20 protein-coding genes are annotated in these 24,752 nt (G+C 62.0%); 3 read left to right on the forward strand and 17 right to left on the reverse strand.

Translation table 11 applies throughout. The features are described from left to right. Positions 1-13: 13 nt before the first annotated feature. Positions 14-1,141 (reverse strand): branched-chain amino acid ABC transporter substrate-binding protein, encoded by a 1,128-nt coding sequence (locus J3P85_RS05980; RefSeq protein ID WP_250963251.1) that lies wholly within the window; start codon positions 1,139-1,141, stop codon positions 14-16. 60 nt (positions 1,142-1,201) lie between these two features. Next, positions 1,202-1,450, reverse strand: a complete 249-nt coding sequence (locus tag J3P85_RS05985) for a hypothetical protein (RefSeq protein WP_434705202.1) — start codon at positions 1,448-1,450, stop codon at positions 1,202-1,204. Between the two features lie 30 nt (positions 1,451-1,480). On the opposite strand from J3P85_RS05985, the gene J3P85_RS05990 reads away from it, so the two are divergent. After that, positions 1,481-1,786: a DUF2288 domain-containing protein gene (locus J3P85_RS05990; RefSeq protein WP_053119051.1), complete on the forward strand. Its 306-nt coding sequence runs from the start codon at positions 1,481-1,483 to the stop codon at positions 1,784-1,786. A gap of 285 nt (positions 1,787-2,071) precedes the next feature. Here J3P85_RS05990 and J3P85_RS05995 read toward each other — a convergent pair whose 3' ends face one another. Next, positions 2,072-4,249: a hypothetical protein gene (locus J3P85_RS05995; protein ID WP_186708465.1), complete on the reverse strand. Its 2,178-nt coding sequence runs from the start codon at positions 4,247-4,249 to the stop codon at positions 2,072-2,074. A 183-nt stretch (positions 4,250-4,432) separates the two neighbouring features. Beyond that, the gene (locus J3P85_RS06000) at positions 4,433-6,622 is read right to left on the reverse strand and encodes a putative bifunctional diguanylate cyclase/phosphodiesterase (RefSeq protein WP_434706327.1); all 2,190 of its coding nucleotides are present in this window, start codon (positions 6,620-6,622) and stop codon (positions 4,433-4,435) included. A 289-nt stretch (positions 6,623-6,911) separates the two neighbouring features. On the opposite strand from J3P85_RS06000, the gene J3P85_RS06005 reads away from it, so the two are divergent. Then, a complete protein-coding gene (locus tag J3P85_RS06005; protein WP_434705203.1) occupies positions 6,912-8,261 on the forward strand; it encodes a spinster family MFS transporter in 1,350 nt (449 codons plus the stop codon). 138 nt (positions 8,262-8,399) lie between these two features. Here the strand turns inward: J3P85_RS06005 and J3P85_RS06010 are convergent, their stop codons facing one another. Beyond that, the gene (locus J3P85_RS06010; RefSeq protein ID WP_434706328.1) at positions 8,400-9,854 is read right to left on the reverse strand and encodes an MDR family MFS transporter; all 1,455 of its coding nucleotides are present in this window, start codon (positions 9,852-9,854) and stop codon (positions 8,400-8,402) included. A 132-nt stretch (positions 9,855-9,986) separates the two neighbouring features. Next, positions 9,987-11,177: a 4-hydroxybenzoate 3-monooxygenase gene (gene pobA / locus J3P85_RS06015; RefSeq protein WP_434705204.1), complete on the reverse strand. Its 1,191-nt coding sequence runs from the start codon at positions 11,175-11,177 to the stop codon at positions 9,987-9,989. 175 nt (positions 11,178-11,352) lie between these two features. Here pobA and J3P85_RS06020 point away from each other — a divergent pair, with 175 nt between their 5' ends. Then, a complete protein-coding gene (locus J3P85_RS06020; RefSeq protein ID WP_434705205.1) occupies positions 11,353-12,246 on the forward strand; it encodes a helix-turn-helix domain-containing protein in 894 nt (297 codons plus the stop codon). Between the two features lie 7 nt (positions 12,247-12,253). Here the strand turns inward: J3P85_RS06020 and J3P85_RS06025 are convergent, their stop codons facing one another. The 11 genes from J3P85_RS06025 to J3P85_RS06075 form a co-directional block, all read right to left on the reverse strand. After that, complete coding sequence (locus tag J3P85_RS06025) at positions 12,254-12,430, reverse strand: hypothetical protein (RefSeq protein WP_162843733.1); 177 nt, start codon at positions 12,428-12,430, stop codon at positions 12,254-12,256. 291 nt (positions 12,431-12,721) lie between these two features. Beyond that, positions 12,722-13,081, reverse strand: a complete 360-nt coding sequence (locus J3P85_RS06030; RefSeq protein WP_434705206.1) for a DUF5064 family protein — start codon at positions 13,079-13,081, stop codon at positions 12,722-12,724. A 64-nt stretch (positions 13,082-13,145) separates the two neighbouring features. Further along, positions 13,146-14,075 (reverse strand): carbamate kinase, encoded by a 930-nt coding sequence (gene arcC, locus J3P85_RS06035; protein WP_434571963.1) that lies wholly within the window; start codon positions 14,073-14,075, stop codon positions 13,146-13,148. 139 nt (positions 14,076-14,214) lie between these two features. Beyond that, a complete protein-coding gene (locus J3P85_RS06040; protein WP_434705207.1) occupies positions 14,215-15,225 on the reverse strand; it encodes an ornithine carbamoyltransferase in 1,011 nt (336 codons plus the stop codon). A 70-nt stretch (positions 15,226-15,295) separates the two neighbouring features. Further along, entirely contained in the window at positions 15,296-16,552 is a 1,257-nt protein-coding gene (gene arcA, locus J3P85_RS06045; protein WP_434705208.1) for an arginine deiminase, read from the reverse strand. 31 nt (positions 16,553-16,583) lie between these two features. After that, entirely contained in the window at positions 16,584-18,011 is a 1,428-nt protein-coding gene (arcD, locus tag J3P85_RS06050) for an arginine-ornithine antiporter (protein WP_434705209.1), read from the reverse strand. Positions 18,012-18,279: 268 nt separating this feature from the next. Beyond that, on the reverse strand, positions 18,280-19,626 hold the full coding sequence (locus J3P85_RS06055; RefSeq protein WP_434705210.1) for a CoA transferase: 1,347 nt from the start codon (positions 19,624-19,626) through the stop codon (positions 18,280-18,282). Between the two features lie 35 nt (positions 19,627-19,661). After that, a complete protein-coding gene (locus J3P85_RS06060) occupies positions 19,662-20,105 on the reverse strand; it encodes a YbaN family protein (RefSeq protein WP_434705212.1) in 444 nt (147 codons plus the stop codon). Positions 20,106-20,268: 163 nt separating this feature from the next. Further along, positions 20,269-20,859 carry a biliverdin-producing heme oxygenase gene (locus J3P85_RS06065; protein WP_434705213.1) on the reverse strand — a complete coding sequence of 197 codons (591 nt, stop codon included), beginning with the start codon at positions 20,857-20,859 and terminating at the stop codon, positions 20,269-20,271. 246 nt (positions 20,860-21,105) lie between these two features. Next, entirely contained in the window at positions 21,106-23,700 is a 2,595-nt protein-coding gene (locus tag J3P85_RS06070) for a TonB-dependent receptor (RefSeq protein ID WP_434705214.1), read from the reverse strand. Between the two features lie 119 nt (positions 23,701-23,819). Beyond that, positions 23,820-24,725 carry a FecR family protein gene (locus J3P85_RS06075; RefSeq protein ID WP_434706329.1) on the reverse strand — a complete coding sequence of 302 codons (906 nt, stop codon included), beginning with the start codon at positions 24,723-24,725 and terminating at the stop codon, positions 23,820-23,822. Between the last annotated feature and the right edge of the window lie 27 nt (positions 24,726-24,752).

Genomic DNA, 24,752 nt, shown 5'->3' on the forward strand with positions numbered 1-24,752 from the left:
GTCAGGCCAGGCCTTACTGAGGCGAAGCTTCGGTTTTAGGTTTGCCGAAATGCCACTCGTAGACCACGAACTTGAAGTCCTTCAGGTCGCCGTTCTTGTCGAAGCTCAAGTCACCGGTAGGTGTCTTGAAGGTGCCGGCGTGGATGGCTTCAGCCACTTTGGTCGCGTCTTCGCTCTTGGCAGCCTTGATCGCGTCGGCGATCACGGTCACAGCGGAGTAGGACGGGAATACGAACGGACCGCTCGGGTCTTCTTTCTTGGCCTTGAACGCGTCAGCCAGGGCGACGTTGGCCGGATCCTGGTCGAAGGATTTCGGCAGGGTCACCAGCAGGCCTTCGGAAGATTCCTTGGCGATTTGCGAGATGGAGTCGTTACCCACGCCTTCCGGACCCATGAACTTGGCCTTCAGGCCTTTTTCCTGGGATTGACGCAGGATCAGGCCCAGCTCCGGGTGGTAGCCGCCGTAGTAGACGAAGTCGACGTTGGCTTGCTTGAGCTTGGCGATCATCGAGGAGAAGTCTTTGTCGCCGGCGTTCACGCCTTCGAAGACGGCCACTTTCACGCCTTTGCCTTCGAGGGTTTTCTTCACGGCGCTGGCGATGCCTTCACCGTACTGCTGCTTGTCGTGCAGGACCGCAACGATCTTCGGCTTGACGTGGTCGGCGATGTAGTTGCCGGCCGCAGGGCCTTGGGCGCTGTCCAGGCCGATGGTACGGAAGATCATCTTGTAGCCGCGAGCGGTGATGTCCGGGCTGGTGGCCGCCGGAGTGATCATGATCACGCCTTCGTCTTCGTAGATGTCGGAAGCGGGCTGGGTGGAGCTGGAGCACAGGTGGCCGACCACGAACTTGATGCCGTCGTTGACGACTTTGTTCGCGACCGCGACCGCTTGTTTTGGATCACAGGCGTCATCGTATTCAACGGCGACCAGTTGCTTGCCGTCGACGCCGCCCTTGGCGTTGATCTGTTCGATGGCCATTTTCGCGCCACTGAACTGCATGTCGCCGTATTGGGCTACAGGGCCGGTTTTCGGGCCGGCGATGCCGATCTTGATGGTGTCGGCGGCAAACGAATGGCTGGCAACCCCGGCCAGAACCATAGCGGCAAACAGTTTGGAAATCTGCTTAGTAGCCTTAGTCATAGTGCTCCACTCATGCTGTTGTAGTTTTTATAGTCCTGGCGCCGTAGCAGCAGAACCGGGTCAGATATCTTGGATACCCTCGCGGAAAATGCCCCCGGCAACTGTACCGGTACAGTGTAGAGCGCCGATTGTTGGCAAGGGAAGCTGGCGCTTGGGGGCAAAACCTGGGGGTGTCGCTTTATTGAAAGAAAAAGACAGATTCGCGGCGGGGGTTGTCCGGTCAAATCGGCAATCCTTGGCTTTCCTGCGCTTTTCAATCGGTGCTGCAATTGCTACCGGGTTTTTCTGCCAGACCACCGACGTTATCATTCGCGCCGATTTCTTTTCCGGACAATTCCCATGAATCAAGAACCTAGCACCCTCTATGCCAAGCTGCTTGGTGAAACCGCATCCATCACCTGGAAAGAGCTGGAGCCGTTCTTTGCCAAGGGTGCCCTATTGTGGGTCGATCCGGCACTGGATCTGATCGCCGCCGCCGAGGCCGTTGCCCAGGACGAAGGTACCAAAGTCGCCGCCTGGCTGGCCGCCGACCAGCTCGCCAAGCTGTCTGAAACGCGGGCGCTGGATTTTTTGGAGCGCGATCCGCAGCTCTGGGCGGTGGTGGTTTCGCCCTGGATTATGATCCAGGAAAGGGCGTCGAATTGATCGATGCACCAATTTGGTTCGCTCGTTGGCCTGATTGAAAGTGTGTAGGTGAGTAGCGTGATGTCAGCCTGCCGTGGCGAAACGCCACAGGGGAGGGTGACGTATACGTAACGGGAACAGTTCATTGAGCAGCCTTTGGGCTGCTCAATTGTTTCTGGATGTTGTTCAAGGGGAGAGATTCAAGACCGCTATCGCGAGCAAGCTCGCTCCCACAATGGGCCTGTGCACAAAACCTGTGGGAGCGAGCTTGCTCGCGATTTGGGGCGAAACGGTTTCAAGCCAGCCTCAATACGACCTGCCCGTATGGTTATTCAGGGAAATAACCTTCGTCTTGCCAATCCGGTGACGGTAGATCTCGCGCAGGTACTTGATGGATTTCTTCACGCAGTCGCGGGACAGGCGGATGTCGTTGATCGAGACGAACTTGTCTTTATCGTTGATCAGCTCACGGTACTTCTTCTCATACATCGGCTTGATCGCGTACCAGTTGGTGTCGAGGATCTTCGCCGGGTTCTCGAACTCATTGAGCAGCTCGTCGATGCGGGCTTCGTCGAAGTCTTCATTGATGATGAAGTCCAGGATCGAGTTGTCCAGGGTCTCGTCGAAGCGGTACGGGGTGCGGGCGAAGCAGCGCTTGATGAACGCCACGATCAGGGTCAGGAAGTCATCCGACAGGCACGGGCTCTTGGCGATCAGGGTAGTCAGCGACAGGTTGGCCGAGGCGCCGATCACCAGCGCGTAGCGCTTGAGGGTGGTATTGGGGAACAGGCTGTTGAGGTGGGTCTTGAGCCGGTTAAGGTCCATGTAGGACAGCTTGTAGTCCTTGGGCAAGGAGACAATGGACACCACCGACGAGCAGTTCTTGAAGAAGTGCAGGTCGTGCAGCGCGGCGGCGTCGTAGCCGGAGTTCTTGTACTGCTCCAACGAGGCACGGTAGCGCTTGGATTCGATCGGCAACAGGCTGATGCCTTCGATGGCCTGGGTGACTTTGTTGAAGTGCGGCAAGTCGATGGAGCGGAAGAACAGGTCGTCGATGTTCAGGCGCGGTGGCTCTTTCTCGAACACCTTGAACTTGTCGCCGCTCGGTGCCGGGGTTTCCGGGACGACAGACTCGGCGTAGGCAATCGCCACCGGGCCGGCCAGGCTCATGAACAGGTCGTTGGCGTCCAGGCGAATGGTTTCGCCGATGTCGATGCCGGCGCGACGGAAGTAGTTCTGGTCGTAGTCGGTGGTGACGGCCTGGGCTGTCAGGATGTTGAAGATCTGCTGGGAGATGTACTGGTTGGCGTGCTTCTCCATGGCATTGACATCAATGTTCTGGATGTTGCCGTCATCGCTTTCTTCGGCGTAGCGCATGATGTCGTTGGAGATCAGCATCATCGCGTTCCACGGGCGAATGCGCCCCATGACGCTGGCTTCGCTGCTGTCTTCGTTGGCGAAGTTGTACGAGAAATCCCATTCTTCCGACAGGTACTTGCACAGCAGGCGTCCGGCGTTGATGTGCAGGGCCTCGGACATTTCGCTGCGATGGTCGGAAATGTTCGGCAGCACGCAGATGCCGCTGGTGAAGATCGGCTCGAAGACGAAGGAATGACCGCTCTTGCTGTCGTGCTCGTCCATCGGCTTGGTGTCGAACGTCTTGTTCATGTACGAGTACTGCTGGGCCAGGCCGAACTCCGAGGCCATGCCCGAACCGGTACCGCCGCCGGCGCTGAAGATCGAGAAATACAGGCGCGACTGGTTGGCCTTGATGCCGCAGCTGTCGATCAGGTACGAGTGGATCATTTTCCAGTCGGGGCTGGAGAAACGCTGGGTGTCCTTGTTCAGGATGATCTTGGCCAGGTACTGGCCGAGGATCGGCGCGTTACCGGCGCCACCGGCGTGGACTTCCGACAGGTCCATGATTTTCATTTTGCTGTAGTCGCGCAAAAAGCCGCTTTTCTCGCCCTTGCGCGAGAAACGGATGCGCCCGGCGATGTCCTTGTCCAGGTCGCCGAGCATGACCAGCGGTTCCACCAGGAACACCGGCTTGCTGGCCTTGCTGGTGCCCAGGCGCAGGTTGTTGCGGATCCACTGGGCGGGGCTGTAGCCCTTGTCGCTGTAGCCTTTGTCTTCGGCGTTGAACTCGTTGAGGTAGAACTTGCGGGCGTTGTACACCAGCTCGGCCACGTCCAGGGCGATGTTGGAGCCGCAGCGACCCAGGCCGATCAGGCACACCGACGGGAACTCTTGCTGGGCACGGTCGAATTCGTCGTCCACCAGGTGCGGTGGGCGCGGGAACACGGTGTCACGCAGGCCATCGAGGTTGTCGAGGATACGGTCGGTGTTGGTTTCGGTGAAATACAGGTACTGCTGGGTCGACAGAGGGCGCGGAGGGGGCGACGGCTTCGAGACTTCAGGGCCGTTGGCGGCCGGGCTCAAGGTCAGATCGGATACCGCAGTGGCTGTTTTTTTTGAGGTCATTGTGCGCCGTATGCCTGTAGTGGTCGGCTCGGCGACAAGCTGTCATCGAGTCATCACGGAATGGGATCGCGTCTTCCTGCTGCGCGAATGTGGCCCCAGCGTCAGGGCTGGCCTGAACGTCCCTGGGGAGTCCTTCAATCATGTTGAATCGGCCAACATTCGTTGTTCTTTAATCAATGAAGGCTAAATGATGGCGGTGTCGTTGTTCATGTGCGTGCGTTGATTGATTTCGGTCACCACCGCCGGCACTTCGGCCAGCGGTACCGGACGGCTGAGCAGGTAGCCTTGAATGAAGTCACAGCCATGGCCTTCGAGAAAGTCATACTGCTCGAAGGTTTCGACGCCATCGGTGGCGACCTGCAAATGCAGGGCATGGGCCATGACGATAATGGCCTGGACGATGTCCATGTCCTGGGGCGTCGTGGCAATGTCCTGGATGAATGAACGATCGATCTTCAACGTGTCCAGTGGCAGGCGCCTGAGGTAGGACACGGATGAATAGCCGGTGCCGAAGTCGTCGATCGACAATGAGACCCCAAGGGCTCGAATCTGCCGCAGCAAAATGAGGGTCTTGGGAAGATCCCCCATCAGCGCGCTTTCGGTCACTTCCAATTCCAGTCGCTGTGGCGCCACCCCGCTGACGCGAAGGGTGTGTTCGATTTCGTCAGCCAGTTCTTCTCGCGCCAGGTTCAGGGGCGAGCAGTTCACGGCGATTCTGAGCGTTGCGCAATCGCAGTGGGACAATGCGCCCAAGTCTTCGCAGGCCTTGCGCAGCACCCAGTTGTCCAGTTCGGTCATCAGGTCGTTGGCTTGCGCGATGCCAATGAACCGATCCGGCGTCAGCAATCCATGTACCGGGTGCTGCCAGCGAACCAGCGCTTCAAGTTTGGTAACACGACCGACTCTCAAGTCATAGATCGGTTGGTAATACAGCATCAACCCGGTGCCTTTGCGCAGGGCGTAACGCAACTCTTCTTCGAGCTGCAGTTCCAGAGTGGCGCGGGTTGTAAGGTGTGGACTGAAAAAATGCAGCCCGTTACGGCCGCTGTCCTTGGACTGGTACAGCGCCAGGTCGGCATTCTTCAGCAGTTCTTCGCAGGTCTTGCCATCTTCCGGAAACAGGCTGATGCCGATGCTGGTGGTCATGACCACGCGCCGTCCGGACAATTCGATGGGCTCTTTCATTTTGGACATGATTCGCTGAGCCATCAGCCGCGCTTCTTCACGGTCCTGCAAGCTGGTGAGCAGGCAGAATTCGTCGCCTCCGAAACGCGCCACCACGTCATCCTGGCTGCGCACCGAGGCCTTGATGTAGCTGGCCAGGGCTTTGAGCAGTTCATCGCCGGCATCATGGCCCAGGCTGTCATTGATTCGTTTGAAGTGGTCGATATCGAGAAACATCACCGCCAGCATGCCGCCTTTGCGGGTGTTCTCGATGAGCTTTTCGGCAAAGACCTGGTTGAAGCCGCGGCGGTTGAGCAGATTGGTCAAGGGGTCGTAGTGGGCCACCTGTTGCAGCGACAGACGTGCCTGATCCAGTTCACTGACCAGGGTGTTGACCCGCTGCAGATCGTGCTCCTTGTGTTGCAGCTTCTTGTCCGCCAGTGCGGCACTGATGCTGCTGCCGATGATCAGCAGCGTTATCAGCGCGACGGTCAGTCCGATTTGCTGGTGATCGTTGCCGCCGGACAGCGAATGAAGGTTGCCCTCGGGAAGCACCAGGCTGAGCGCCGCCATGCCGGTGAAATGCATGCTGACGATGCCGGCCCCGAGCACCAGGCTGGCAATGTATTTGAGCTGTTTATGGACGATGCCGGTGCCATCGCGCAGGTGACTGGCAATCAGCAGGGCGGCCAGGCTGGCACCGATGGCGATGATGACGGAGAGCGCGAAGAGGGCCGGTTGGTAGTAGATCATCGCATTGGATCGCAGGGCTGCCATGCCCACGTAATGCATGATCGCAATGCCCAGGCCGATCCACACCGCGGCCTGCAGGTACTGCCGGAATTTCAGCTCAGGGTGGCTGAGGGTGTGCATGGCCAGCCACGAGGCGGTCAGGGCGAATAACAGCGAGAGCAGGGTGGTGGGCAGGTGATAATGGATTTCAATCGGTGCCTGGAACGCCAACATGCTGATGAAGTGCATGGACCAGATACCGCCCGCCAGACAGCCGGCGCCCACCCAGCGCCAGAGCCGGCGGGACGCGGCTTTTGTCACGTTCCCGACCCGTTCGGTCATATCCAGCGTGGCGAAACTGGCCGTGCAGGCCACCAGATAGGCCAGTAACACCAGAAAAGGGTTATGGCTGCAATCGAGTATGACCTGCCCGCTTGCGGGCAGTTCGGTCATGAAATGTAAACCAAGCCACTCCATAGCTCGTTCCATCCCTTGGTAATCCCGGCCTTCGCGGTGGGCACTGGCCAGCACGGGTAATGTCAGTGGCGTTGCACGGTATCCAACGTAGCGTAGTAGCATTTTGGTTTCAGGGTTGGAAATAGCGGTTGGAACGCTTGAAAAAACATTGTTGGAGATAACTGCTGCCATGGATGGATATCAGCCCTGCGAATAGTTACAGACAGCGCTGGCGGGCATGACTAGATTGTCGGTTCCGGGCTCGAGCGCGTTGGCAATGAAGCCCAAAACAATAAAAAGAGACGGACCCATGCAGAACTCGACCCAAGCGGCGAATGCCTGGCGCATTCTGTTCCTGTTGTTTCTGGCCAACCTGTTCAATTTCTTCGACCGTACCATCCCGGCGATCATCATCGAGCCGATCCGCATGGAATGGAGCCTCAGCGACTTCCAGATCGGCATCATCGGCACCGCGTTCACCATCGTTTATGCCATTGCCGGCTTGCCCCTGGGGCGCATGGCCGATAACGGTTCGCGCAGCAAATTGATGGGCTGGGGGCTTGCGGCTTGGAGCGGGCTGACGGCGGTGAACGGCCTGGTCGGCAGTTTCTGGGCGTTTCTGGTGGTGCGCATGGGCGTCGGCATCGGCGAGGCCAGCTACGCGCCGGCGGCCAACTCTTTGATTGGCGACCTGTTCCCGGCCCATCGTCGGGCGCGGGCCATGGGCATTTTCATGCTCGGGCTGCCGCTGGGGCTGCTGCTGGCGTTTTTCACCATCGGCGCGATGGTCAAGGCCTTCGACAGCTGGCGCGCGCCGTTCTTCATCGCGGCGGTGCCGGGGCTGGTGCTGGCGGTGTTCATGTTTTTCATCAAGGAGCCCAAGCGCGGCGCGGCGGAAACCGTGCAGGTGTCCCAGGAAAAGATCGACAAGCCGGTCCGCCGGGTGCTGGCGATTCCGACCTTTCTTTGGCTGGTGCTGGCGGGGCTGTGCTTCAACTTCGCTACCTATGCCTGCAACTCATTCCTGGTGCCGATGCTGCAGCGTTATTTCCTGATGCCGCTGCACGAGGCGGCCGTGGCGACCGGGATCATGGTGGGCGTGACGGGCCTGTTCGGGCTCACCCTGGGCGGCTGGGTCGCCGACAAGATCCACCAGCGCGTGCCCAACGGCCGCCTGCTGTTTGCCGCGTTCAGCCTGGCGATTTCGACGGTCACCACGGCGTGGGCCCTGCATGCCGGGCGTATAGAAATCGGTGTGTTCGTGGTGGTGTTCAGTGTGGGTTGGCTGTTTGCCTATAACTTTTACACCTGCGTCTACACCGCGATCCAGGACGTGGTGGAGCCGCGCCTGCGCGCCACCGCGATGGCGTTGTACTTTGCCGGGCTGTATTTGCTCGGCGGCGGCCTGGGGCCGGTGGTGGTGGGCGGCTTGTCCGACTACTTCGCCCGCACGGCCATGGCGACCGCAGGCGCCCCGCAGATGACCGAAGCCTTCAAGGCCATCGGCCTGCATGACGCGATGTACCTGATCCCGGTGGCACTGCTCCTGACCATGGTGTTCCTGTTCCTGGCGTCACGCTGCTTCGTGCGCGATGCCAAGCGGATGAAGGATGGGATGAGTGCAGTGGTGGTGCCGGAGGGGGTGGTGGCGACAGCCTAGTGAGATTTTGTGACAACGATGCTTTTGTGGCGAGGGAGCTTGCTCCCGCTCGGTTGCGCAGCGACCGCACCATTTTTGGGGCCGCTTCGCGGCCCAGCGGGAGCAAGCTCCCTCGCCACAGAGGTGGTGTGTTACAGGTTACTCAGCCTTGTCATCTCGCCCCCGCAACAGGCGATCAGGCATCGCTACCGCTGCGGCCAACCCCAGCAGCGACACCGCCGCGCTGATCATCAGCAAATGCCGGAACGTCGCCTGCAACGCCTGGCGCAAGGCATGCTGCGCCTCGCCCGGGGCAGCGTTGAGACCGTCGAGCAAGACGTTGCCGGAATGCCCTTCGCCGAGCGGCGACGAACCGGTGAGCTGGGCGAAGCTTGAATCCTGCAGCAAGGCCAGCAGCAACGCCGACATCAGGGCCACGCCCACCGCGCCGCCGAGGGAGCGGAACAGGTTGGTGGTGCTGGTGGCGACGCCGATGTCCTGTTGCTGCACGGCGTTTTGCGAACCCACCAGCGAGGTGGGGAATTGCATGCCGGAGGCGATGCCGCTGAGCAGCATGAATAGGCTGCTGAGCCAGAACGCGTCAGGCGCGGTGAAGGCCATGCCGAGGATCGCGAATGGAAAGAGCAGGGCGCCGCTGAGGATCATCGGCTTGTAGCGCCCCGTGACCGAGGTTCGGCGGCCGGCGAAATACGCGCCAATGGGCAGCCCCATCGCAAGCGGCAACAAGTGCAACGCGGCGCTGTCGGCACCGGCGCCGGTCACGCTCTGGAAGCGCAACGGCACCAGCACCGTCAGGGAAATCGCCTGGAAACTGGTGAAGAACACCGTGCACCAGCACAGCACCGCGCTGCGGTTGGCGAACAGGTGCATCGGCAGCAACGGTTCCCGGGCCCGGCGCTCGTGCCAGGCGAACATCCCCAGCGCTACCCCCGCGCAACCCAGCAACCCCAGCACTTCAGGGCTGTGCCAGGCATGGCCTTGGCCGACCTGGGTAATCCCCAGCAACAATGCCGTCAGGCCGATGATCAGCAACACGGTGCCCAGGTAATCGATGATCGGCGTGCGTTGCGGTACTGGCAGCCCGACCAGGGTGCGCCGGGCCACCCACCAGGCCACGAGGCCCAGTGGCAGGTTGACCCAGAACACCCAGCGCCACGACAGGTATTCGGTCATGTAGCCACCGAGCACCGGCCCGGCCACGCTGGCCACCGCGTACATGCTGCTGAAATACCCCTGGTAGCGACCCCGCTCCCGGGGCGGGATGATGTCGCCGATGATCGCCTGGCTCACCGAAATCATCCCGCCGGCGCCGATGCCCTGGAGAATTCGCGCCAGTACCAGTTGTTCCATGTTTTGCGCCAGGCCACAGAACAGCGAGGCCAGGGTGAACAGGCCCATGCCGAACAACATCAGCGGTCGGCGGCCATAAAGGTCGCCGAGCTTGCCGTAGATCGGCACCGCCACGGTCATGGCGACCATATAGCCGGAAATCACCCAGGCCAGCAGGCTGACGTCGGCGAATTGTGCGGAGATGGCCGGCATGGAGACGGCGACGATGGTCTGGTCCAGCGCACCGAGGAAAATCGCCAGCATCAGGGCAACCAGTACGCTGCGAATGGCCGGTTTTGGGGCTTGGAGCGTATTGAGCTGAGTCACGACAGAACCTGCGGGCGTCGCGCCAAAGAGGCGAATGGGACGAAGCCCGCAGTTTAAGTCGATAGGCGGCTATTCGATAGCCTCGTAAGGAAGCCCGACGTAATTTTCCGCAATGGTTTTTCGACCGGCCTCGGAGTCTAGGAAATACTCCAGTTCGGCTTCGCTGATGCGCTGGTTGAAGGCGTCGTCGTCGAAGCGGTGCAGCATCGACGTCATCCACCAGGAGAACCGCTCGGCCTTCCACACGCGTCGCAGGCAGATGGCCGAATATTGTTCCAGCAAGTCCACACGGCCGTCGCGATAGACCTTGAGCAGGATGTTGAACAGCGTGCTGACATCGCTGGCCGCCAGGTTCAAGCCCTTGGCCCCCGTCGGTGGGACGATGTGGGCCGCGTCGCCCACCAGGAACATCCGCCCATACTGCATCGGTTCGACCACGAAGCTGCGCAGGGGCGCGATGCTTTTTTCGATGGAGGGGCCGGTCACCAGGGCGTCGGCCAGGTCGGCGGGCAGGCGGTTTTTCAGTTCACCCCAGAAGCGCTCGTCCGGCCAGTCGGCGACGTGTTCCTCGGCGGGGACTTGCAGGTAATAACGGGTGCGGGTCTTGGAGCGCATGCTGCACAGGGCAAAACCGCGGTTGTGCCGCGCATAGACCAGCTCCTCGTGGACTGGCGGGGTGTCGGCCAGTACACCGAGCCAGCCAAACGGATAGACGCGTTCGAAGATCTTGAGTTTTTCCGCTGGGATGGACTGGCGGGCCACGCCGTGGAAACCGTCGCAACCGGCAATGTAGTCGCAGTCCAGGCGCCAGGCTTGCCCTTCATGTTCGAAGGTCACGAAGGGGTGTTCGGTTTGCATGTCGTGGGGCTGGGCGTCGCTGGCCAGGTACAGCGTGCGGGCGCCGGCGGCTTCGCGGGCGGCCATCAAGTCACGGGTGACTTCGGTCTGGCCGTAGACCATGACGTTTTTACCGCCGGTCAGGCCCTTGAGGTCGATGTGTACCCGCCGATCGTTGAGCACCAGTTCAAAGCCGTCATGGGGCAGGCCTTCGGCGTCCATGCGCTGGCCAACGCCGGCCTGGCGCAGCAGCTCGACCATGCCTTGCTCCAGCACACCGGCGCGGATGCGGCCCAAGACATAGTCTGGGGCCTGGCGTTCGAGGATGACAGTGTCGATCCCGGCGTTGTGCAACAACTGGCCGAGCAGCAGGCCAGAGGGGCCGGCGCCGATGATAGCGACTTGGGTCTTGAGGGTTTTCATTGTTCTTATGACTCGCACGAAGCACGCGACCAGGGTCGGTGTTGATTGTTATGGACCGAGTGCCTGCATTTTTCGCTTGCGGACCTGTCAGTTGAAGGGGAAAACTGAGCCGATACCTGTTCTTTTCGCCAATTGGTGCGATTATCGCCCGCAACCCCCGGCCCGGATCCACGTTATGAAAAAACCTGACCTGCCTTCGATCCCGGTGTTCAAGCTCTACGGTGAAAGCCAGGAATGGCCGACGCCGGATCTGCTGCATTGCGAGACCATCTCCAAGCGCAGCCGCGAGCATCAATGGGAAATCAAACCCCATCGGCACGCCGACCTGTGCCAGTTGTTGTTTGTCTTCAAGGGCCAGGCGGAACTGGAAATCGAAGGCCGGCGCACGCAACTCACCGAGCCGGCCGTGCAGATCCTGCCGCCGCTGTCGGTCCATGGCTTTCGTTTTTCCGAGGATGTGGAAGGTTACGTGGTGACGCTGGCGGCGCCGCTGGTCACGCACCTGCAAGCGCAGCTGGGGCATTCGGTCAATGTGCTGGCCCAGGCCGAAAGCTACCCGGCCCTGGAGAATGCCGAGTACCTCAACAGCCTGTTCAGCGCCTTGCAGAATGAGTACATGGGGCATCAACCGGCCCGGGAAATGCTGATGCATGCGCTGGTCAGCGTGATCATGGTCTGGGTCAGCCGCCAGGTGATGCAGCGCCACACCCAGGCCCAGCGCCCGCAACGGGCCCGGGAGTACCTCAACGGTTTCATTCAGTTGGTGGAAGAAACCTATCGCGAGCACGTCAAGGTCGAAGACCTGGCCCATCGCCTGGGCATTTCCGTGTCGCACCTCAACGGCACCTGTCGCGAACTGGCGGGGCAACCGGCGTTGCAGATCATGCATGAGCGCCAGTTGCTGGAAGCCAAGCGCCTGCTGACCTACACCGGCATGACCATCTACGAAATTTCCGAACTGCTCGGGTTTTCCGACCCGACCAACTTCACCCGGCTGTTCCGCCGACGCGTCGGTATCTCGCCCAAGGCGTTCCGGGACCGGCTCAAGACCGATCCACAGGACGACTGACCACGCCTCAGCGCAGGGCGTTCAGGGTTGCGCTATGGGGGATGCAGCGTTCGAAATTGCAGCTGGCATATTCACGGGGCAGTTGCCTGGCCTGCTCGACCCGGTAGGCCGCCGTGCCATACAGCGCAAGCGTAGCGGCGCAAGTGACGAAAATGGCGAGGCGTCTTCTTGTTTTGATGTTCATGGCGGTGACCTCTGAACGAATACCCGGGGGTACTGTATTCAGCATAGGTCAGCTATAGCGAGTTGCCAGCCAGGCAGGTCTTGTGTGTAAGCCGATATTCAGAACACTGATATTCCCCTGTTGGGGCCCAGGCCTCAAGGCTGAAGCCCTGCTTCATTGTGGCGAGGGAGCTTGCTCCCGCTGGGCCGCGCAGCGGCCCCAAGCTCTTGCGGTCGCTGCGCAACCGAGCGGGAGCAAGCTCCCTCGCCACAGGTTCATTCCATGTCAGGAATGGCAGCGTTTCCCAGCCAGTTATTCCAGGTGCTCCGGCTTCATCGGGTCGCCCGGCTTGACGTCCAGTTGGTGGCGCACGTCTTCGAACATTTCGTCGTAGTACTTGTGCATCGAACCGATGCTGGCAGCCTTGGGCAGGCCGTATTTCTGGGCGATGCGCGTGGCATGGCGGGCGAAGTCGAAGGCCTGGTCCTTGGCCAGGAAAAAGGTCTCGTCCACGCTTTTTTCTTCCACCGTGCCGTGCAGTTGGAACGACATGCCCGTCTCGCCCTTGTCATTCCGATCGAGCTTGTAGTCGATGCACAGGTTGTAGCTGAAATCATCCTTGTTCAGCGCATGGCGTTCCATGTGCAGGTGACCGGGTTTGAACGTGGCCATAAACGACTCTCCTTCGAAGGCATGGAGAACGGCAGACACCGTGCCTGCCGCATAAGTTTTCCCGTTAGCGATAAACAATGCCCGGCGTCGCCGTGCTGATGCGCGTGCCGGCGGTGCCCTGGACGATAGCATCGATGTCCGACAGCGACCCGATCACCGCGACCTTGCCGGTGTTGCGCGCGAATTCACAGGCCGCCTGCACCTTCGGCCCCATGGAACCGGCGGCGAAGCCGAGCCGTTCCAGTTCGTCGGGATGGGCCTGGGCGATGGCTTTCTGGGTCGGCTTGCCAAAGTCGATGAACGCGGCGTTGACGTCGGTGGCGATCACCAGCAGATCGCTTTCCAGCTGTTCGGCCAGCAGCGCCGAGCACAGGTCCTTGTCGATCACCGCTTCCACGCCTTGCAGCTTGCCGTCGGCGTCGTACATCGTCGGGATGCCGCCACCGCCGGCGCAGATCACGATACTGCCTTTTTCCAGCAACCATTTGATCGGGCGGATTTCAAAGATGCGCTTGGGCCTGGGGCTGGCGACCACGCGACGGAACTTGTCGCCGTCCGGGGCGATGGCCCAGCCTTTTTCAGCGGCCAGTGCCTGTGCTTCTTCCCGGCTGTAGACCGGGCCGATGGGCTTGGTGGGGGTTTGGAAGGCGGGGTCGTTGGCGTCCACTTCAACCTGGGTCAGGAGCGTGGCGAAGGGGACTTCGAAATCCAGCAGATTGCCCAGTTCCTGTTCGATGATGTAGCCGATCATGCCCTCGGTTTCGGCGCCGAGCACGTCCAGCGGGTACGGCGTGACCGAGGTGTAGGCCGCCGCCTGCAGCGACAGCAGGCCGACTTGCGGGCCGTTGCCGTGGGCGATGACCAGTTGGTTGCCGGGGTGGATCTTGGCGATCTGTTCGGTCGCGGTGCGGATGTTGCTGCGTTGATTGGCTGCGGTCATGGGTTCACCCCGACGCAGGAGGGCGTTACCGCCCAGGGCAACGACGATGCGCATGGTGCTGTCCTTTCAATAATGGATCGAACAACCTGATTCCCTTGTGGGAGCGAGCTTGCTCGCGATGACAGCGGCACATCCAACATCAATGCAAGCTGACACTTCGCCATCGCGAGCAAGCTCGCTCCCACAGTGGGTTCTAGATATCCGCCAACGCCGCCACCAGGATCGCCTTGATGGTGTGCATGCGATTTTCCGCCTGCTCGAAGGCGATGTTGGCCGGGGATTCGAACACCTCCTCGGTCACTTCCACGCCGTTGGCCAGGTTCGGGTAGCGTGCGGCGATGTCCTTGCCGACCTTGGTTTCACTGTTATGGAACGCCGGCAGGCAGTGCATGAATTTCACCCGTGGGTTGCCCGAGGCCTTCATCATCTGCGCGTTGACCTGGTAGGGCAGCAATTGCTCGATGCGCTCATCCCAGGCTTCAACCGGCTCGCCCATGGACACCCAAATGTCGGTGTGGATGAAGTCCACGCTCTTGACGGCTTCCCTCGGGTCTTCGGTGATGGTCAGGCGGGCGCCACTTTCGGCGGCGAAGGCCTGGCACTGGTCGATGAAATCCTGGTGCGGCCACAGGGCTTTTGGCGCGCCGATGCGCACGTCCATGCCCAGCTTGGCGCCGATCATCAGCAACGAATTGCCCATGTTATAGCGGGCATCGCCCAGGTAGGCGTAGCTGATGTCATGCAGCGGCTTGTCGCTGTGTTCGCGCATGGTCAGGGTGTCGGCGATCATTTGGGTCGGGTGGAATTCGGCGGTCAGGCCGTTGAACACCGGCACCCCGGCGAACGTGGCCAACTCCTCGACGATCTCCTGCTCGAAGCCACGGTATTCGATGGCGTCGAACATCCGCCCCAGGACCCGGGCGGTGTCTTTCATGCTTTCCTTGTGGCCGATCTGCGACGACACCGGGTCGATGTAGGTGACGTGGGCGCCCTGGTCGTGGGCGGCGACTTCGAAGGCGCAGCGGGTGCGGGTCGAGGTTTTCTCGAAGATCAGCGCGATGTTCTTGCCCTTGAGGTGCGGCTGTTCGGTGCCGGTGTACTTGGCACGCTTGAGGTCGCGGGACAGGTCCAGCAGGAAGTGCAGCTCGCGGTTGGTGTGGTGCATCAGGCTCAGCAGGCTGCGGTTGCGCATGTTGAACGCCATGGTGTGGATCTCCTCAGGTGTAGGTTATCCCCGGGGCCGATTCTGGATAAGGAACGGCCTCGGCTCGAAGTCAGTAATCGATCGGGTCGCGGATGATCGGGCAGGTCATGCAATGGCCACCGCCCCGGCCCCGGCCCAGTTCGCTGGCGCTGATGGTGATGACTTCCACGCCGGCCTTGCGCAGCAGGGTATTGGTGTAGGTATTGCGGTCGTAGCCGATCACCACGCCCGGTTCCACCGCCACGACGTTGTTGCCGTCGTCCCATTGCTCGCGTTCGGCGGCGAAGCTGTTGCCGCCGGTTTCCACGACTCGCAACGCGGGTAGCTTGAGGGCGGCGGCCACGGTGTCGAGGAAGCTGCCGTCCTCGCGGCGCACGTCGATGCCACCGGGCTTGCTCTCGTCAGGGCGCAGGGAGAAGGCGACGATCTGGCTCACCACTTCGGGGAATACCGTGACCAGGTCGCGGTCGCAGAAACTGAACACGGTGTCCAGGTGCATCGCGGCCCGGGATTTCGGCAAGCCGGCGACAATCACCCGTTCCACCGCCTTGTGCTTGAACAGGTTCAGTGCCAACTGGCCGATGGCCTGGCGGGACGAGCGTTCGCCCATGCCGATCAACACCACGCCGTTGCCGATGGGCATGACGTCGCCGCCTTCAAGGGTGGCGTTGCCGTGGTCCTGGTCCGGGTCGCCGTACCAGACTTGGAAGTCCGCGTGGGTGAACTCCGGATGGAATTTATAGATGGCGCTGGCCAGCAGGGTTTCCTGTCGGCGCGCCGGCCAGTACATCGGGTTCAAGGTTACGCCGCCGTAGATCCAGCACGTGGTGTCGCGGGTGAACTGGGTATTGGGCAGCGGCGGCAGGATAAAGCTGGAGTGCCCGAGAAAGTCGCGGAACATCTGGATAGTCTTGCCACCGAAGCTGTCCGGCAGGTCATCGGCCGAGACGCCGCCGATGAGGAACTCGGCGATGTGGCGCGGTTCCAGGCTGCGCAGCCACGAACCGACTTCATTCACCAAGCCCAGGCCCACCGAGTTGGCGCTGATCTTGCGCTGGAGGATCCAGTCCAGGGCTTCGGGGATGGCGACGATGTCGGTCAGCAGGTTGTGCATTTCCAGCACGTCGATATCACGCTCGCGCAGCTTGGTGACGAAATCGAAATGGTCGCGCTTGGCCTGGTTGACCCAGATCACATCGTCGAACAGCAGCTCGTCGCAGTTGTTCGGGGTCAGCCGCTGGTGGGCCAGGCCCGGGGAACAGACCATGACTTTACGCAGTTTGCCGGCTTCGGAATGAACGCCGTACTTCACTTTTTCCGTGGTCATTACACATCCTCCCGTTAAAACAATCAGTCAACTACAAGGTAAGGAAGCCGTCGTAGAGCCCGTAGGCGGCCACGAGGGCGCCTGCGACCACCGCGGCGAAAATCAGCTTCTCGACAGAGGTGAAAATCGGTTTGCCCAACTCGCGCTTGGCCTTGGCGAACAGGATCGCGCCGGGGGCGTAGAGCAGGGCGGAGAGCAGCAGGTACTTGATGCCGCCGGCATACAGCAGCCACACCGCATAGATCAGGGCGATGGCCCCGATGACCAGGTCCTTGCGCCGCTCGGCCGCGAAGCCTTCATAGGTCTCGCCGCGCACCGCCAGCAGCAGCGCGTAGGCCGCCGACCAGAGGTACGGCACGAGGATCATCGAGGTGGCGAGGTAGATCAGTGACAGGTAAGTGCTGGCCGAGAACAGGGTGATGACCAGAAACAGCTGGACCATCGCATTGGTCAGCCACAGGGCGTTTGCCGGTACGTGGTTGGCGTTCTCCCGGCGCAGGAACTCGGGCATGGTGTGGTCTTTGGCGGCGGCAAACATGATCTCGGCGCACAGCAATACCCAGGACAGCAGGGCGCCGAGCAGCGAGATGATCAGGCCGACGCTGATCAGCATCGCACCCCAATGCCCGACGACATGTTCCAGCACGGCGGCCATGGACGGGTTCTGCAACTTCGCCAGTTCAGGCTGGGTCATGATGCCCAGGGACAGCACGTTCACCAGCACCAGGAACAGCAGCACGGTGATGAAACCGATGACGGTGGCCTTGCCGACGTCGCTGCGTTTCTCGGCCCGGGCGGAAAAAATGCTCGCGCCCTCGATGCCGATGAACACCCACACGGTGACCAGCATCATCTTGCGCACCTGGTTCATCACGCTGCCCAGGTCCGGGTTCATCGTGCCCCAGATGTCCCGGGTGAAGATCTCGAGCTTGAAAGCGAACAGGGCGATCAGCACGAACAGCACCAGCGGCACGATCTTGGCGACGGTGGTGACCAGGTTGATGAACGCGGCTTCCTTGATGCCGCGCAGCACCAGGAAATGCACTGCCCACAGCAGCACGGAGGCGCCGATTACCGCCGCGACGGTATTGCCCTCACCAAAGATCGGGAAGAAGTAGCCCAAGGTGCTGAACAGCAGCACGAAGTAACCGACGTTGCCCAGCCAGGCACTGATCCAGTAGCCCCAGGCCGACGAAAAACCCATGTAGTCGCCGAACCCGGCCTTGGCGTAGGCATACACGCCGCCGTCCAGGTCGGGCTTGCGGTTGGCCAGGGTCTGGAACACGAAGGCCAGGGTCAGCATGCCGACGGCGGTGATGGCCCAACCGATCAGCACCGCGCCGACATCGGCACTGGCTGCCATGTTTTGTGGCAGGGAAAAGATTCCCCCGCCGATCATTGAACCGACGACCAATGCAACCAACGCGCCCAATCGAAGTTTTCCGGGGGTATCGGACATTTGCGAGACTCCAATGCAGGAGAAGAGAGTCAACAGCCTAAGTCGGTTGGAAGACGCGGCAGCTGATCTGGGTCAGTGCCGGTGCGAGGGGATGGATGCAAAACCTGTGGGAGCGAGCCTGCTCCGGGCGGCGATCCGACGAGGGCGCTGTGTCAGCCATCATTGACGTATCTGATATATCGCCATCGCGAGCAAGCTCGCTCCCACAGTTTTCGTGTCAACCAAATCCCCTGTGGGAGCGAGCTTGCTCGCGATGGCGATCGGACGGTCACCACTGCGCGCGATGAGCCCCGAGCTCGGCGGCCGGCAAGGCCCACTGCAACGGTGTGCCGGTGATCTTCAGCGGCACCTGCAAACGATGCGCCGGCCCCCAAGGCGTCTGCTCCACCAGCAGCCCCTGGTCAGCCTCGTCTTCAGGGCGCAACGCAACCTGAGCGCCAGCGCCGCCCTCGATCAACAGCTTCGCCGTACGCGCCAGCGACAAGCGTGCCGAGCCGCCATGGCCGGTGGCCAAGCGGCGGGAGACCAGCACAATCGCGCTGGCTGCCATCAGGTAACCCGTCCCATGGTCCAGGGCCTGGACCGGCAGCGGTGTCGGTTTGTCGGTGTGTTTCCAAGCCATGCCGGCTTCGGCAATGCCACTGCTCATCTGCACCAGGCTGTCGAAGCCGCGCCGGTTCTGCCAGGGGCCGCTCCAGCCGTAGGCGTTGAGGCTGACGTCGATCAGGCCCGGAGCCAGTTTCCTGCGCTGTTCGGCGCCGTAGCCCAGGCGTTCCAGAGCGTCGGCACGGTAGCCGTGCAGGAGGAGGTCGGTGTCCTTGAGCAATGCCTCGAACGCCGCGCGATCATCGGCTCGATGCAGGTCGAGGCGGGCGCAGCGTTTGCCCAGGGTGACTTCCGGGACCACGCCGGGTTCGTTCCAGGTTGGCGGGTCGATGCGCAGCACGTCGGCCCCGAGGCCGGCGAGGAAGCGGCTGGCGACGGGGCCGGCCAGTACGCGGGTCAGGTCCAGGACCTTGAGGCCCGCCAGTGGCTGGGTCACGGCGCCAGGCCAGGGTTTGTGCTGTTCTGCAGTGGTTTCACTCAGATGCACCAGCGGCTCGGCATTCACCGCCATGCCTTGAGGGTGAGTTTGCCAGGCCTGCCACGAACGCATCTGGGCAGCGCAACCGCCGGCGTCGACCACGGCTTGCTCCAGCTCGGCCTTGCTCCAGCGGGCGACCCTGGCCGCCATGTCGGTGCGGTCGGTGCAGGTGCCGAGGACTTTTTCCGCCGCCAGGCGATGATGCGGCGCGTTGGTGTGCAGGCGAATCCAGCCGTCGGCGCAGGCATAGTCGCCGGCCACCGGGTCCCACATCGGCGGCACACTCCAGCCGATGGGGCGCAGGGAAGTGGCGAACCAGAACGATGCCAGGCGGCGGTCGACCTCGACGGGGGGCTGGCGGCCGGTGTGATGGTGGATGAGCGCGGCGGTCGCCTGGCCGGCCACGGCGATGCTGGCGCTGGCCAGCTCCGTGACGGCGAATGCCGAGGGCAGGGCGCCTTCGCCGCTGAAGGTGATTGGGGTCGTGGGCAAGCCGAGCGCGGCTTGCATGGGCGTGAGTAGGTCTGACATCGAAAGCCCCTCCTGAACCAGAGGGCGAGCATAGATCAAAAATCCGTTGGGGGCCGCTTAGCGGCCCAGCGGGAGCAAGCTCCCTCGCCACAAGCGCCCTGTGCCTGTTCCGGTCGCGACCAGATCCACAGGTTGCCCAGGCCCATGCCCGCGAGCGCCAGGTAGACCGGCCAGCCATGGTCGAGCATCACCAGCATCAGCCCGGCACACAGCAGCATGCTGGCGCTGGCACCGACCTTGGCCCGGCGCGGGATAACCTTGCCGTTGCGCCAGTTGTGCAGCATCGGCCCGAACAGCCGATGGTTCTCTAGCCAGGCGCTCAGGCGCGGCGAACTGCGGGTCGCGGCCCAGGCGGCCAAGAGAATGAACTCGGTGGTCGGCAGGCCAGGCACGACGATGGCGACCAGGCCGATGGCCAGGCTGGTGTAGGCGAGCAGGGCGAAGAGCAGTTGGGTGAGTTTCGAGGGCGTGCGGCTCATCTATTGATATCCAACATGCACTTTACCTTGTGGGAGCGAGCTTGCTCGCGATAGCGGTGTGTCAGGCGCATGTAGGTCGACTGATCTGACGCCATCGCGAGCAAGCTCGCTCCCACACGGGTTTTATGCATTCACCGTGAATCTCCTGTGGGAGTGGTGTGAATCAGGCCAATTCGGTCGCGTAAGCCTTTTCCAGCAGCACCGTGAAGCGGTTAAAGGCATCCAGTGCGCCTTTGTCCGCCTCGGCTTCCTGTTGTTCGGTGAAGTCCAGGCCATCAAGGGTGCGGGTGAAGGTTTTCCAGCCTTCGGCGCGTCCGCCGGCGGGTTCGGCCAGGTGCCGGGCGCCGGAGGTTTCGCTCAGCCCCAGGCCCACGGCACGCTTGATCAGGAAGGCGGCGCCGAGCTTGGAGCCTTCGGAGACGAACAGCCAGCCCAGGGCTTCGGCCTGGGTCGGGTTTTTCACCGCACCGGCCACCGGCCCGGGGACTTCGGTGTCCAGGTCGGCGAGATCCGCCTTGGCTGCGTCGGCACGGCAGCGGGCTGGCAGGTCGGGGATCAAGGCGGCCAGTTCGGCGTCCTTGTACAGCGCCACCAGTTCCGACTGGAACAGGTACTGGGCGACGACGAAACGGGCAAAGCTGGCCGGGGTGTCGAACGGGGCATGGGCCTTGACCAGCGCGTCGAGCTTGCCGTGGGGCTCGTGGGTGATCTGGTTCAGGCGTTGGGAACGCGAAGCGGGGCGTTGTGTGGTCATGAAAAAATTCCTTCGAAAAACAGGCGCGTGATGACGAGACGAATCGCGAGCTGTTGCACAATAAAAATATCGAAATGGGGGCGATGGAAAGCCGGACCCAGTTGTGGCGAGGGAGCTTGCTCCCGCTGGGCTGCGCAGCAGCCCCAAGATCTTGCGGTCGCTGCGCAACCGAGCGGGAGCAAGCTCCCTCTCCACAAGGGCACCCTGTTCCTGTTCGAACAGAACACCTTTGCCAGGGCAGCCGAATCAGATATCCCAGATCAGGTTCACCGCGAAGTTACGCCCGGGCGCCGTCAGGCGATCGAGGTTGGCGGGGCTCAGCACGGCCGCTTCGCCGACGCTGTCGTAGCCGCGCACGTCATCCCACAGCCAGTATTTCTTGTCGGTGAGGTTGTAGAGGCCGCCGCTGACGGTCACGTCGCCGGTCACCTTGTAGTAACCCGTCAGGTCGAGGATACCGAAGCCTGGTGTCTTGAATTGGCTGCTCACGCCATCGGGGGAGTTGAAGTTGCTGTCGTCGACGCGGTCCTTTTTCTTGACCAGGGTCCAGCTGAGCAAGGTGCCGAACTGCTCCTGGTCGTAGCCCAGGCCGAACACGCCGGTGAGCGGGTTGATGCTGTTGAGCGGTTCGCCCGTGTCGTTGTTGCGACCGTAGAGGTAGGCCACCGAACCCTGGGTGTAAAGGCCTTTTGGCGCGCCCAGCACGTCAAGGTCCAGGCGCCCCTTGGCCTCGACGCCCTTGATGGTGGCGTGCTTTATGTTGTTGCTCTGGAAGGTCAACTGGTCGTCGCCGGGGGTGATGGCGTCCTCGTTGATGAAATCGCGGTACTTGTTGTAGAACACCGCCACGTCGAACGAACCGGAATCGAAACGGCCACGCAGGCCCGTCTCGTAGCCCTGGCTTTTTTCCGGTTCCAGATCGGGGTTGGGTTCTACGCTATAGCCGGCGTCGGGGTTGTCGAAACGACCGTACAAAGCCTTGGCGGTCGGGGTGCGGAAACCTTCGGCGTACTGGCCGTACCAGGTGTACTCATCACTCAGGGCGTAGGTCACGCCGAACTTGGGCGAGACGCGATGCCAGGTCTTGTCCTTGCCGCTGACTGTACCGCCGCCGGTAGGGTCCACGGTACTGAGGAATTCCTCGGTCAGGTGCGGCTTGAGCCGGGTGTAGTCGTAGCGCAGGCCGGGGGTGAAGGTCCATTTGTCCCAGCTGATCTGGTCCTGGGCGAACAGGCTGTAGGTGTTGATGGTCGGGTCGGGGAAATCACTGGCTTTTGCCAACACGTCCCGGGTGCTGATGGCGCCCACCGCCGAGCAACCGACGCCGACCGCCAGGCACACGCCATTGCCGCTACGCGAGCCGGTGACTTTCTGTTGCTTGAGGGTGGTGCCGTAGGTCAAGGCGTGGTCGGTGTCGGCGACGCTGAAGGCCTTGTCCAGTTGCGCATCGAAGACCCACTGCTTTTCTTCGTAGAGGGTCTCCCGGGTGCGCAGGACCTGGCGGGTGATCGGGAAATAGAACTCGGCGGTGCTCTGGTCGGTCTTGGCGACCTGGTGATTCAGGCTCCACTTGACGTGATCGGCCAGCAGGCTGTCGAGGGCGAAGCTGTGTTCCAGGCCGAAACGCTCGCGGGTGATGGTGTCGTTGCCGGTGCGCCACTGGTACATGCCACCGGGCAGTACGAAGTCGGGAATCGCCGGCTGGCCGTTGGCGTAGGGGCCGCCATAGGCGCTTTTCAGGTCGCTGTCGCGGTCGTCCTTGTATTTCTCGTAGACCAGGCCAAGGCGTGCGTCATCGCCATAGTTCCAGCCGAGCTTGGCCAGCACGTTGTAGGTGCGCACGTCTTCAGGGTTGGCGGCGGTGCGGTCCAGGCCGGTGCCGTTGTGGCTGCCGTAGGATTCGGTTTCGTGGCCGTCACGCTGGCTATAGTGCAGCAAGCCATCGACTGGGCCGCTACGGCCGGCGACGGTGGCGGACTTGAGCCAGCTCTCGTCGGCGGAGCTGTAGCCGGTCTTCAGGCGCGCGCCGACGTCTTCGCCCGGCTTGATGATGTCGTCCGGATCGAGGGTGAAGTAGCTGACGGCACCGCCAATGGCATTGCTGCCGTACAGCACCGAGGCCGGGCCGCGGAGGATTTCCACGCGCTTGATGATTTCCGGGTCGACGTAGTTGCGTTGGGTCTTGGCATAGGGGCCGTTGAAGAACCCGCCGGGTATTTCCACGCCGTCGACCTGGGTCAGGATCCGATTGCCGTCGATGCCGCGGATGTTGTAGCCGCTGATGCCGCCGCGCTGGCCCGCACCACCCACCGATACGCCCGGTTCATAGCGCACCAGGTCCTTGAGGGTATTGACGTTGTTGCGGTCCAGCGCCTGGCGGTCGTGGACGGTGACCGTGCTCGGTACGCTGGTGATGTCCTGTTCCTGGCGAGTGGCGCTGATGGTCACCTGTTGCAGTTCCAGTGCGCTGCCGCGGCTGCGTTTTTCCAGGACGATGCTGTTGTCGCCTAGCTTGCGATAGCTCAGTTGGGTCCCCGCCAGCAGGCGTTCCAGGGCTTTTTCCGGCGGCAGCGAGCCGTTCACCCCTGGCGATGCGACGCCTTCGGCCAGTTCCGCCGGCAGGCCGACCTGCCAGCCGGTGACTGCGGTGAATGCATTCAGGGCCGAGACCAGGGGTTGCCGGGCGATGGCAAAGGTGTAGTCGCCCATATTGCGTGCAGGGGGCTGCACGGTGGTGGCGGCCAGGGCGAGCGGCGCGGTGCCGGCCATCAGGATGGCGGCGGTGAGCAGTGACAGCGTGCAAGAAGGGGCAAGAAACCGGCAAGTAAGGCGAGAGGACATCGATAGCGCTCCGTGTCGCATCTGTTATAGGTGCAGATTCGCATGGCTAGATGCGAATCAATTGCATTGGCTATAACGAGACGAACCAGCGAAGCCTATCGAGTAAAAATAATTCTCATTTAGTTCAGGATCACCACCGCCGGGAATTCCTGTAGGCGCGCCGAGGTGATGTGGGCCAGGGAACGGACCACGTCCAGCGGCTGATCGAGGCGGTAATTGCCGGTCACCGCGACGTTGGCCAACTGTTCGTTGCTGTTGATGATCCAGCCGGGGTAGTAGCGGCGCAGCTCGGCCAGTACCTGGCTCAGCGGCCGGTTCTCGAACACCAGCCGACCCTGGACCCAGGCCAACTCGGTGCTGGCATCGAGCCGGACCGGACGGTCGAAGCCGTTGGGGCCGATGCGGATGCTTTGCCCGGCGGACAAGCGCACATGGGTGTCGTTGCGGGTGGCCCGCAGGTCCACATCGCCGCGCTGCACCTGGACCTGGGCCACACCGTCGAGGTAACGCACGGCGAAGGTGGTGTCGCTGACGCTGGCGGTGACCGGGCCGGCATCGATTTCCAGCGGCAGGGTGCGGTTGCCCGGGACTTCGAAGAAGGCCTCGCCTTTGTACAGGTGCGCCACGTGCCGTTGTTCGTTGAACGTGCTGGAGAAAGCCGAGTCGGTGTTGAGCAGGACCTTGGAACCGTCCTCCAGTTGCAGGCGCTGGCGCTCACCGACCACGGTCAGGTGATCGGCCTGGAAATGCAGGGGCAGGTCGCTGAAGTTGAACAGGCCAAGAAACAGCACGGCGGCGGTGGCCAAGGGTTTCCAGTGAGTACGCAGGCGCGACAGCGCGGTGACCTTGGGCGCGGTTTCCAGCCGGCGGGCACTTTCCAGCACCTGCGGGCCGTTCCAGATCGCCTGGGCCCGGGCAAACGCCTCGCCGTGACGTGGATCGGCCGCCAGCCAGGCCTGGAACTGCCGCGTCTGTTCCGCGCTGGGGCTGTCCAGCAGGATCAGCCAGTCCAGCGCCTGCTCCATGGCATGGGCGGTTTCCGGCGTCGGCTC

It is taken from the genome of Pseudomonas sp. Z1-12, assembly GCF_051132015.1.
GTDB classification, from domain to species: Bacteria; Pseudomonadota; Gammaproteobacteria; order Pseudomonadales; family Pseudomonadaceae; genus Aquipseudomonas; species Aquipseudomonas zanjanensis.

What these genes read in the sequence shown, in the direction of transcription:
- J3P85_RS06070 (WP_434705214.1), bottom strand. Translation starts at nt 23,700, where the DNA reads ATGTCCTCTCGCCTTACTTGCCGGTTTCTTGCCCCTTCTTGCACGCTG.
- arcA (WP_434705208.1), bottom strand. Translation starts at nt 16,552, where the DNA reads ATGACCACGGAAAAAGTGAAGTACGGCGTTCATTCCGAAGCCGGCAAA.
- J3P85_RS06010 (WP_434706328.1), bottom strand. Translation starts at nt 9,854, where the DNA reads ATGCTGGCGATTTTCCTCGGTGCGCTGGACCAGACCATCGTCGCCGTC.
- J3P85_RS05980 (WP_250963251.1), bottom strand. Translation starts at nt 1,141, where the DNA reads ATGACTAAGGCTACTAAGCAGATTTCCAAACTGTTTGCCGCTATGGTT.
- J3P85_RS06055 (WP_434705210.1), bottom strand. Translation starts at nt 19,626, where the DNA reads ATGTCAGACCTACTCACGCCCATGCAAGCCGCGCTCGGCTTGCCCACG.
- arcD (WP_434705209.1), bottom strand. Translation starts at nt 18,011, where the DNA reads ATGTCCGATACCCCCGGAAAACTTCGATTGGGCGCGTTGGTTGCATTG.
- pobA (WP_434705204.1), bottom strand. Translation starts at nt 11,177, where the DNA reads ATGAAAACCCTCAAGACCCAAGTCGCTATCATCGGCGCCGGCCCCTCT.
- J3P85_RS06025 (WP_162843733.1), bottom strand. Translation starts at nt 12,430, where the DNA reads ATGAACATCAAAACAAGAAGACGCCTCGCCATTTTCGTCACTTGCGCC.
- J3P85_RS05985 (WP_434705202.1), bottom strand. Translation starts at nt 1,450, where the DNA reads ATGATAACGTCGGTGGTCTGGCAGAAAAACCCGGTAGCAATTGCAGCA.
- J3P85_RS06075 (WP_434706329.1), bottom strand. Translation starts at nt 24,725, where the DNA reads ATGGAGCAGGCGCTGGACTGGCTGATCCTGCTGGACAGCCCCAGCGCG.
- J3P85_RS05995 (WP_186708465.1), bottom strand. Translation starts at nt 4,249, where the DNA reads ATGACCTCAAAAAAAACAGCCACTGCGGTATCCGATCTGACCTTGAGC.
- J3P85_RS06030 (WP_434705206.1), bottom strand. Translation starts at nt 13,081, where the DNA reads ATGGCCACGTTCAAACCCGGTCACCTGCACATGGAACGCCATGCGCTG.
- J3P85_RS06005 (WP_434705203.1), top strand. Translation starts at nt 6,912, where the DNA reads ATGCAGAACTCGACCCAAGCGGCGAATGCCTGGCGCATTCTGTTCCTG.
- J3P85_RS06065 (WP_434705213.1), bottom strand. Translation starts at nt 20,859, where the DNA reads ATGACCACACAACGCCCCGCTTCGCGTTCCCAACGCCTGAACCAGATC.
- J3P85_RS06040 (WP_434705207.1), bottom strand. Translation starts at nt 15,225, where the DNA reads ATGGCGTTCAACATGCGCAACCGCAGCCTGCTGAGCCTGATGCACCAC.
- J3P85_RS05990 (WP_053119051.1), top strand. Translation starts at nt 1,481, where the DNA reads ATGAATCAAGAACCTAGCACCCTCTATGCCAAGCTGCTTGGTGAAACC.
- J3P85_RS06000 (WP_434706327.1), bottom strand. Translation starts at nt 6,622, where the DNA reads ATGGAGTGGCTTGGTTTACATTTCATGACCGAACTGCCCGCAAGCGGG.
- arcC (WP_434571963.1), bottom strand. Translation starts at nt 14,075, where the DNA reads ATGCGCATCGTCGTTGCCCTGGGCGGTAACGCCCTCCTGCGTCGGGGT.
- J3P85_RS06020 (WP_434705205.1), top strand. Translation starts at nt 11,353, where the DNA reads ATGAAAAAACCTGACCTGCCTTCGATCCCGGTGTTCAAGCTCTACGGT.
- J3P85_RS06060 (WP_434705212.1), bottom strand. Translation starts at nt 20,105, where the DNA reads ATGAGCCGCACGCCCTCGAAACTCACCCAACTGCTCTTCGCCCTGCTC.